This window comes from Brevundimonas sp., from assembly GCF_023259385.1.
Taxonomy (GTDB): domain Bacteria; phylum Pseudomonadota; class Alphaproteobacteria; order Caulobacterales; family Caulobacteraceae; genus Brevundimonas.
Window position 1 is genome coordinate 1 of sequence record NZ_JAHFPF010000140.1, and the last position, 9,229, is coordinate 9,229.

Here is a 9,229-nt window from a genome sequence, read left to right on the forward strand (position 1 = left end):
GCCGTCGGCGGCGGTGTCGAGGCCATGAGCCGCGTGCCGATGGGTTCGGACGGCGGCGCCTGGCCGGTCGATCCGTCCTCGGCCTTCCCGACCTGGTTCGTCCCGCAGGGCGTCTCGGCCGACATGATCGCCTCCAAATGGGGCTTCAGCCGAGACGACGTGGACGCCTACTCCGTGGAAAGCCACAAGCGTTCGGCCAGAAGCTGGGCCGAGGGCCGGTTCAAGGGCTCGGTCGTGCCGGTCAAGGACCAGCTGGGCCTTATCCGTCTGGACCATGACGAGACCATCCGCCCCAACACCGACATGCAGACCCTGGGCGCGCTGAACCCGTCCTTCGCCATGATGGGCGAGATGGCCTTCGACGCCGTGATCAACCAGCGCTACCCCGAGGTCGCGCGGGTCAACCACGTCCACACCCCGGGCAACTCCTCGGGCATCGTCGACGGTTCGGCCGGCGTGCTGATCGGCTCGCTGGAAGCCGGCAAGGCCCTGGGCCTGAAGCCGCGCGCCAAGATCCGCGGCGCCGCCTCGATCGGCTCGGAGCCCTCGATCATGCTGACCGGCCCGGAGTTCGTGGCCAACAAGCTGCTGGGCAAGCTGGGCATGTCCAAGTCGGACATCGACCTGTGGGAGCTGAACGAGGCCTTCGCCGCCGTCGTCCTGCGCTTCATGCAGGCGCTCGACATCCCGCATGACCAGATCAACGTCTGCGGCGGGGCCATCGCCATGGGCCACCCGCTCGGCGCAACCGGCGCCATGATCACCGGCGTGGTGCTGGACGAGCTGGAGCGCTCGAACAAGGAAACCGCCCTGATCACCCTGTGCATCGGCGGCGGCATGGGCACCGCCACCGTCATCGAACGCGTCTGATCCGGAGATCATGAACATGGAAAACTTCAAGATCGACGTCGACGCCGACGGCATCGCCTTGATCACCTTCGACGTCCCGGGACGCTCGATGAACACCCTCACCTCGGGCGTGATGCAGGAGATCCCCGAGTGGGTCGAACGCATCAAGACCGACGACGCCATCAAGGGCGCGGTCCTGACCTCGGGCAAGGCCTCCGGCTTCTGCGCCGGCGCCGACCTGGGCGACATGGCCGGCGGCATGCTGGCCGGCGGTTCGCTGCAGGACGCCTATGACGCAGGCTGGAAACTGAACGGCGCCCTGCGCGCGCTGGAGACCTGCGGCAAGCCGGTGGCCGCGGCCATCAACGGCCTGGCGCTGGGCGGCGGTCTGGAACTGACGCTGGCCTGCCACTACCGCGTCGTGGGCGACAGCTCGAAGATCCAGCTGGGCCTGCCCGAGATCAAGGTCGGCCTGTTCCCGGGCGGCGGTGGCACCCAGCGCCTGACGCGCCTGATCGGCGTGCAGGCGGCCATGATGGCCATGACCGAGGGCAAGTCCTTCCGTCCGAACGACGCCAAGGGCGCCGGCTTCGTGCATGAGGTCGTTCCCGTCGGGACCGAGGTCGAGGCCGCCAAGGCCTGGATCAAGGGCGGCGGCAAGGCCGTCCAGCCGTGGGACGACAAGTCCTTCAAACTGCCCGGCGGCGGCCCCTACCACCCGGTCGGGGTGCAGAACTTCATCGTCGGCAACGCGATGATCCGCAAGCAGACCTACGGCAACTATCCGGCCGCCACCAACCTGATGAAGGCCGTCTATGAGGGCGTTCAGGTCCCGATGGACGCGGCCCTGCGCATCGAGACCCGCTACTTCATCAAGACCCTGATGACGCCGCAGGCCCAGGCCATGATCCGCTCGCTGTTCCTGTCCAAGCAGGAACTGGACAAGGGCGCCGTCCGCCCCGCAGGCGTGCCCAAGTCGGACCCGAAGAAGGTCACCGTCCTGGGCGCCGGCATGATGGGCGCGGGCATCGCCTATGTGCAGGCCCTGGCCGGCATCGAGACCATCCTGATCGACCAGACCCAGGAAGCCGCCGACAAGGGCAAGGCCCACGTCGAGGAGCTGCTGAAGAAGCGCCTGTCGCGCGGCCAGATCGACCAGGCGAAGTACGACGCCCTGCTCGGCTCGGTCACCGCCACCACCGACTACGACCTGATCACGGGATCGGACCTGGTCATCGAGGCCGTGTTCGAGAACCGTGAGATCAAGGCCGAGGTGACCAAGCGCGCCGAGGCCCAGCTGGCCCCGGGCGCCATCTTCGGCTCCAACACCTCGACCCTGCCGATCACCGGCCTCGCGGAAGCCTCTGTCCGTCCCGAGGACTTCATCGGCATCCACTTCTTCTCGCCCGTCGACAAGATGATGCTGGTCGAGATCATCCTGGGCGAGAAGACCGGCGAAGCGGCCATCGCCAAGTCGCTGGACTACATCCTGAAGATCAAGAAGACCCCGATCGTCGTCAACGACGGCCGCGGCTTCTACACCTCGCGCTGCTTCGCCACCTACGTCGCCGAAGGTCTGGCGATGCTGGAGGAGGGCTACGCCCCGGCCCTGATCGACAACCTGGGCCGCATGACCGGCATGCCGCGCGGCCCGCTGGAAATGCACGACGACGTCGCGCTGGACCTGTCGGTCAAGGTCGCCAAGCAGACCGCGCTGGACCTGGGCGACAAGTACCAGCCCCTGCCGGGCTCCGAGATCGTGCGCGTGATGGTCGAGGACCTGGGCCGCTACGGCCGCAAGAACGGCAAGGGCTTCTACGACTACGAAACCAAGCCCAAGACCTTGTGGGCCGGCCTGTCGGACCTGGCCCCGGTGAAGATCAACGACTCGACGCCCGAGCTGATCGAGGACCAGAAGCAGCGCCTGCTGTACCGGCAGGCGGTCGAGGTCGCGAAATGCTGGGACGAGGGCGTCATCGACGACCCCCGCGAGGCCGACGTCGGGGCCATCCTGGCCTGGGGCTTCGCGCCCTGGACCGGCGGCCCGATCACCTTCATCGACCAGACCGGCCTGAAGGCCTTCGTGGCCAAGGCGGACGAGTACGCCGAACGCTACGGCGACCGCTTCAAGGTCCCGCAGTTCGTGCGCGACATGGCCGCCAAGGGTGAGACCTTCTACGGAAACTTCGAAGGCAAGAAGGCGGCGGCCTGACATGGAAGGGACGGCGGCCAATGCGGGTTTCGCGGCGGCCGCTGTCCTCTCCCTGATCACCTTCGCGGTGCATACCTTCGTGGGCGGGCGGTTCGCCGCCCGTCCGCTGCTGGCGGCCCACGACTTCGACAAGGCCAGCTGCTGGCTGAACTACATGACCTGGCACATGGTGACGGTGCTGCTGCTGGTCATGGCGCTCGGCTACGGCGTCGCGGCCGTTCGTCCGGGCTCGGCGGATGTGGCGATCCTGCTGACGCTGGTCGCCGTCATCCTGTCCCCGCTTTCCATCTGGGTCGCGATGAAGGGCGGGATCGCGCCGTGGCGCTTCCCTTCCTCCTGGCTGTTCGCCCTGATCGCCATCGCGGCGGGATGGGGCCTGTTCGCGGCCCACTGAAGCGGGCCCTAGAGGTTCACCACCTCGAACCCGTCCTCGCCGGCCAGTCGCTCGGCCAGGACCGCGCGATGACACCCGGCGTGGTCGGCCTCGAAGCACAGCAGCGCGGTCCGCTTCTCCGACGCCAGCGCGCGCAGCTGCTGGAACGCCGCCTCTGACGCGGGTTCGGCCATATGGCCCGCGAAGATTTCCCGCATCTCGCCGATCCGACCCTTCTTCGCCGCCTCGCGCCCGGCCTTGGGCGTGCCCAGCGGACGCAGGTGGACGTAGTCGATCCCGGCCTCGCCCAGGCTGTTCCCCAGCACCGTCTTGGAGAAGCCGGCGCGGCGCGAGGCCGCGACCGCGCGCACATCGACCAGCACCTCGACGCCCGCGGCCTTGAGCCGGTCGATCACCGCCGCCTGCGGCTCGCCTTCATAGCCGATGGTGAAGAGCTTCATCCCGGGCTGACCCGCGCCATTCCCGGGACGGCCCCGGCGCCGATCGCCTCGTCCACGCACGAGCCCAGCTCGGAGTCGTGGCGCGCCCGGTCCTGCGTCCTGCGCTCGGCCAGCGTCCGTTCGAGCGCGGCTCTTTGTTCCGGCGTCAGGGTTCCGGCCTCGCCCGACGCAGGCGTCCGCTCCTCCCACCAGTCGCGGATGAACCAGCTGGGGCCGGCGACCCGCCCCGTCTCCCGCACGGCCTCGGCGATCATCACGTTCACATGGGCCAGGCAGAGTTCGGCCCTGACCGGCTCGGCCGGCGCCGTCTGGAACACTCCGGCGAACACGAGGATGAGCGGCGTCATGGCGTAGGTCCCTCGAACGATCGAAGTGTCGAGCTTGACGGGGCGGACGCAATAAGGCGAGTCCGAAGCCCCTTCCCGTAAGGAACGATCAGATGCGACGGACGCTCCTTCTCGCCCTGCTGCTGGCCGGAACCGCCACTTCGACCCAGGCGCAGGACCTGATCATCCGGGGCGGTCCGATCTACACCGGCGTGGACGGCGCGCCGACCGCCGAGGTGGTCCAGGTCCGCAACGGCCGCATCACCTATGTCGGCGCGCTCGCGGACGCGCCGGACGCCGCAGATCTGGAGGTGGTGGACCTGCAGGGCGCGGCCCTGTTCCCCGGCTTCACCGACGGCCACGCCCACCTGGACGGCGTGGGCTGGCGCGAACTGACCCTGAACCTCGAAGGCTCGGCCTCGGTCGCGGATGCGATGGCCCGACTGACGGCCTGGGCCCAGGCGCATCCGGACGGCCCCATCGTCGGGCGCGGCTGGATCGAGACCCGGTGGCCGGAGGGCCGCTTCCTGACCGCCGCCGACCTGGACGCCGCCGCCCCGGGGCGCATCGTCCTGCTCAGCCGCGCCGACGGCCACGCGGTGGTCGTCTCCTCCCCCGCCCTCGCCGCCGCCGGGATCGACGCCTCGACCGCCGCGCCGTCCGGCGGAGAGATCCTGAAGGGGCCGGACGGCGAACCCACCGGCCTGCTGGTCGACGCCGCCGAAGGGCTGGTCGCCCGCCTTATGCCCCAGGCCGATCCCGCCGCCACCCGCGAGGCCTATCGCGCCGGCTTCCGCGTCGAGGCCGCCTACGGCTGGACCGGCGTCCATTTCATGAGCGCCCCGTGGCGCGACGTGCCCCTGCTGGAGCAGATGGCCGAGGCGGGCGAGGCGCCGCTGCGGGTCTACAACAGCGTCACGCCCGACGGCGCCGCCGAGCTGATCGCCGGCGGTCCGCGCAGCGCCGCCGACGGCCGGATCATCACCCGGGCGATCAAATACTACGCCGACGGCGCCCTGGGCTCGCGCGGCGCGGCGCTGTTCGAGCCCTACGCCGACCGGCCCGACACCACCGGCCTGATGCAGATCACCGAGGCGGAGATCGTTCCCCTGTACGCGGCCGCGCTGCGGGGCGGCATCCAGGTCGCGACCCACGCCATCGGCGATCGCGGCAACGCCTCGGTGGCGAGCTGGTACGCGGAGGCCCTCAACGCCGTCCCCGCCGCCGCGCGGCCCAACGGCGCGGACGTCCGCTGGCGGATCGAGCACGCCCAGATCGTGCGCCCGTCGGACTATCACTGGTTCCACGACCTGCCGATCATCGCCTCGATGCAGCCGAGCCACGCCATCGGCGACCTGCATTTCGCCCCCGCGCGGCTGGGCGACGCCCGGCTGGACGGCGCCTACGCCTGGCACAGCCTGGCCGACCGGGGCGTCATCGTCGTCGGCGGCTCGGACGCGCCGGTCGAGCGCGGCTCGCCCCTGATCGAGTTCTACGCCGCCGTCGCGCGGCGCGATCTGGAGGGCTTCCAGGGGCCCGACTGGCGTCCCGACGAGGCGGTGGATCGCGCCACGGCCCTGAAGATGTTCACCCTGTGGCCGGCCTACGCCAGCTTCCGCGAGGCCGAGCTGGGCAGCATCGAGGTCGGCAAGCGCGCCGACCTGACCGCCTTCGACGTGGACCTGATGACCGCGCCCCTGGCTGACATCCCCAAGGGACGGGCCGTGCTGACGATCGTGGACGGCTCGACCGTCCATGCCGTCATCTCGGCCACAGACGGCGTGGAGTTCCGTCTGCCTGGAACCCCTGCGCGCATCTCGCCTTGATGCACCGCGGCGTTCCGCTTAAGGCTGCCTCCGGCTGCGCGGGCGTGATGTAGTGGTAGCCTGAAAGCTTCCCAAGCTTTTCGTGCGGGTTCGATTCCCGCCGCCCGCTCCAACACTTAGGCGAAATCGCCCTCGCGGTTTTGCAAAAAGTTGAGCCAAACAGCCTCTAATGGCTTCTCCGACGGCCTGGGCAACGCGGTCGTGAGGCGACTAGGTATCAGGGCATAACGGTCGTCTGCCACCACATCGTCACGGCGCTGGCTGTGTAATCTGAGGCGTCGTGGGCGCATTCACAAACCGATCTTTCGTGATCCTGATGAGCAAGCGCAAAGCGGACGCTCTGAATGTCCGCTAAGGGTGGGAAGCGGACATAGGCGAGTGTGCCATGGACCTTGCCCCAACGTCCGGTCGAGGTCGCATGTGGAGCTCGCCCCAGCTGATAGCGCCGATGACGTTCAGTCCCACCACTGGACTAAGCAGAGCTCTTGATCTGCCGCCCCTTGGGCAAAGTTTAGAAGAGCAGAGAAGTGTTCTTTGTAGTAGTTGGGCGGATCGTCAGGCGTCCCAGCGCCGATGACTTCCCTTTGCGCCCCCCAAGTCGCCGGAAGTGCTCGAAGGATGTCGGTGGAGGTTAGGCCAGCCAAGACACCTGCCGCACGCTGGACCTCAGGAGCGACAAGACAGGTCACATCTGAGTAGACAGGATCGTGTTGTGGTCCAGCCGCGCATTCCTCGTTGAGGAGCTTTGATCCCTCTAATATGTCCCGCAGCGCTGCGACTTGCCCCTCCGTAAAAGACCGTCGAGCAAGCGCTAGCAGCCCGTTAGGGGCCCAATCGAGGTCCAAGGTATCTTCAGGTCCCGCTAGGTCGAACCGCAAGAGCCGCTCCAAGGCGTCGGTATCGACAGACGCTTCGCTCAGCGAGCTCTGAGATATTCTGACGATCCTTTGTTTGACAGCCATAAGCTCAGGGTGCCGTCGTATCGGCTTGCAGGGAAGCGGTGCTCATCGCTCAATCTTAGCCGTTGAAGTGCGGTCTGCAACCGGCCCTGAAGTGCACCCTTATGTCTGCAATGGGTCGAAAGCGGACTGTCGCCCAGAGGTAGAAAGCGGACGTCCTACTTACTGGTTATTGCGTGAGCGATGCGAAGTCCCTGGTCCATAGCCGACCTTGCGTTATCCTCGTCCCCGCTGCCATCACGCAATGCTATGAGCCGCGCGAGATCGCGCGCTCCATGCAACATCGCGAAAGCGACAGCATCAACGGTCTCGCCGATGCTTCCCAACTTGTAGCGGGGTGTTGTGTCGATCCCGGCGTCCAAAAGCGCGCGGGCGACTTCCTCTGACCTGGCCAACACTGCTCGGAAGAGCGGGTTGCCCTCTGAGGTACTCGTATCGAGTGGCACCCCTAGCCCCAACAGCAAGTCGACGATCTCGGCTTTGCCCGATGAAGCTGCGAACGCGAGCGGCGTGATTTCGTCGCGCTCGCTTTTGGAAGAGGCTTCGAATCCTTGCGAGACTAAGCCCGCCACGATCTCCCTCGTGCCTCGGGCGCAAGCGTAGTGAAGCCATGAGCCGAAAGCCGGAACGTTGAGAGTCCGCATTTCAGGGTATCGATTCAGGAGGTGGGCAGTTTCCGGCCAGTTGCCCATTCGGATCGCTTCGGTGATCAACGGATAGGGGCGGATGACCTCGTGTGAACTGTCAGCAGGCATATCCTGACGATGACGGCTGAGATGAATGTCCGCAATGGGTCGAGAGCGGACATGCACGTCATGCTTGGAAGCGGACCTCGCTGCTCACGCTTGGAGATGGGTAGCGGATGCGGATTCGATATCATTCGGCTGAACGGCGAAGGTATCGCCCTCCGCCTCCATGAACTCCACCTCGTAGGCAAGCGATGGGCCGGTGTGGATCATCAACACCGTTCCGACCATACCTCGCTTCAGACCGAGTTCCGGCACATCAATCAGCAGTCGCACAGCGTCGAACTCAACGAACATGGCGATGCCGTCCAAATGGTGAGCAGTCACCATGTCAGATGATGCCGAATGTCCGCAATGGGTCGTTAGCGGACTGTCGGCCAGGCGCGCAAAGCAGCCATTAAGCTAAGTCGACCGCGTCTATCGGATCCCCGTTGGGCGCGGATTTTGGTTTTGCCAACGCCCGCTAACCCATTGAAATCATAGAGGCCGAAAACGGCCTGTTTCGCATTTAAGCCTTTGAAATAGAACAAGTAGTTCCAGCTTCCCAAGCTTTTCGTGCGGGTTCGATTCCCGCCGCCCGCTCCAGCCCCTACTCGACCCGCGTGGCGTGGACGCCGCGGCGTTCGAGGATCGACTGCACGCTGTCGTCCCCCGCCAGGTGCGCCGCGCCGACCGCGATGAAGACGGTGCCCGAGCCGTCCAGCAGGGTCTGGATCTGGCCCGCCCAGTTGACGTTCCGGTTGGTCAGCAGGGTGTCGTAGACGACCTTGTTGTCGTCCTTCATCTCCTGCACGCCGTAGCGCTCGATGGCCGCCACATCGCCCTTCGACCAGGCGCCGACCAGGCGGTCGAGCTCGACGGTGGCGTTGTCGTAGGTCTCCAGCGTGCTGCGCAGGAAGTCCAGCTGCGCGTCGTCGGGCAGGCCCGCGATCAGGCCGACCTGTTCCTCCAGCGTCTCGAAGCCGTGGAGCGGCTTGCCGGCGGCCAGGGCGCGGGCCTTCAGCACCAGCTCGACGCCCGAGGCCGGATCGTAGCCCGCCTTGACCAGCGGGGCGACCGACAGGGTCAGGCCGGCCAGCCAGGGGCGGAAGATGTCCATCTGGGCGGCGGGCATGCCGATCGAGGCCGCGGCGGCCTGCAGGTCGGCGTTCTCCTCAGCGTTCAGCAGGCTGGAAAGGGGCGTCTGCGGCGAGAGGCCGAGGCGCTGCACGATCGGCATCATGGCCGCCTGATCGTCCGGGTTGGAGATCTCGAACCAGATCTGGTCGGCGCTGTCGAAGGCGGTGTCGATCCGGTCGGTCGCCCAGCCGGTGGTGGGGCGCAGCACATGGACGGTGCCGAACAGATAGATGGTCGAATCCGCGTCGCGAATGACCCAGAGGGGCGGACCGGCGCCCTCGGCGCGGGGCGCGGCGGCGACGGCGGGAGCGGCGGGAGCCGCGGCCTGGGCCAGCGCCGGAGCGGGCTGGAAGGCGAT

At 67.2% G+C, this 9,229-nt stretch carries 9 protein-coding genes and 1 tRNA gene; 5 read left to right on the plus strand and 5 right to left on the minus strand.

What is annotated here, in order from left to right:
• From Q0C81_RS11540 to Q0C81_RS11550, 3 genes are all read left to right on the plus strand, one after another.
• A partial coding sequence (locus tag Q0C81_RS11540) for an acetyl-CoA C-acyltransferase (protein ID WP_291837792.1) occupies positions 1-870 on the plus strand: 870 nt, incomplete at its 5' end.
• A 16-nt stretch (positions 871-886) separates the two neighbouring features.
• On the plus strand, positions 887-3,061 hold the full coding sequence (locus Q0C81_RS11545; RefSeq protein WP_291837795.1) for a 3-hydroxyacyl-CoA dehydrogenase NAD-binding domain-containing protein: 2,175 nt from the start codon (positions 887-889) through the stop codon (positions 3,059-3,061).
• A 1-nt stretch (position 3,062) separates the two neighbouring features.
• Positions 3,063-3,455, plus strand: a complete 393-nt coding sequence (locus tag Q0C81_RS11550) for a hypothetical protein (protein WP_291837798.1) — start codon at positions 3,063-3,065, stop codon at positions 3,453-3,455.
• Between the two features lie 8 nt (positions 3,456-3,463).
• Here Q0C81_RS11550 and Q0C81_RS11555 read toward each other — a convergent pair whose 3' ends face one another.
• Both Q0C81_RS11555 and Q0C81_RS11560 read right to left on the minus strand, forming a co-directional pair.
• The gene (locus Q0C81_RS11555) at positions 3,464-3,895 is read right to left on the minus strand and encodes a DUF488 family protein (RefSeq protein ID WP_291837801.1); all 432 of its coding nucleotides are present in this window, start codon (positions 3,893-3,895) and stop codon (positions 3,464-3,466) included.
• The gene (locus tag Q0C81_RS11560) at positions 3,892-4,242 is read right to left on the minus strand and encodes a hypothetical protein (protein ID WP_291837803.1); all 351 of its coding nucleotides are present in this window, start codon (positions 4,240-4,242) and stop codon (positions 3,892-3,894) included. The genes Q0C81_RS11555 and Q0C81_RS11560 overlap by 4 nt, the downstream gene beginning before the upstream one ends.
• A gap of 92 nt (positions 4,243-4,334) precedes the next feature.
• Here Q0C81_RS11560 and Q0C81_RS11565 point away from each other — a divergent pair, with 92 nt between their 5' ends.
• Together Q0C81_RS11565 and Q0C81_RS11570 are read left to right on the plus strand one after the other, a co-directional pair.
• Positions 4,335-6,047 carry an amidohydrolase gene (locus Q0C81_RS11565; protein ID WP_291837806.1) on the plus strand — a complete coding sequence of 571 codons (1,713 nt, stop codon included), beginning with the start codon at positions 4,335-4,337 and terminating at the stop codon, positions 6,045-6,047.
• 38 nt (positions 6,048-6,085) lie between these two features.
• Positions 6,086-6,159 (plus strand) — tRNA-Gly (locus tag Q0C81_RS11570).
• Positions 6,160-7,164: 1,005 nt separating this feature from the next.
• Here Q0C81_RS11570 and Q0C81_RS11575 read toward each other — a convergent pair.
• From Q0C81_RS11575 to Q0C81_RS11585, 3 genes are all read right to left on the minus strand, one after another.
• A complete protein-coding gene (locus Q0C81_RS11575) occupies positions 7,165-7,818 on the minus strand; it encodes an ankyrin repeat domain-containing protein (RefSeq protein WP_291837809.1) in 654 nt (217 codons plus the stop codon).
• A 27-nt stretch (positions 7,819-7,845) separates the two neighbouring features.
• Positions 7,846-8,082, minus strand: coding sequence for a DUF4926 domain-containing protein (locus tag Q0C81_RS11580; RefSeq protein WP_291837812.1), 237 nt, complete (start codon positions 8,080-8,082; stop codon positions 7,846-7,848).
• A 259-nt stretch (positions 8,083-8,341) separates the two neighbouring features.
• A partial coding sequence (locus Q0C81_RS11585) for a TraB/GumN family protein (protein ID WP_291837814.1) occupies positions 8,342-9,229 on the minus strand: 888 nt, incomplete at its 5' end.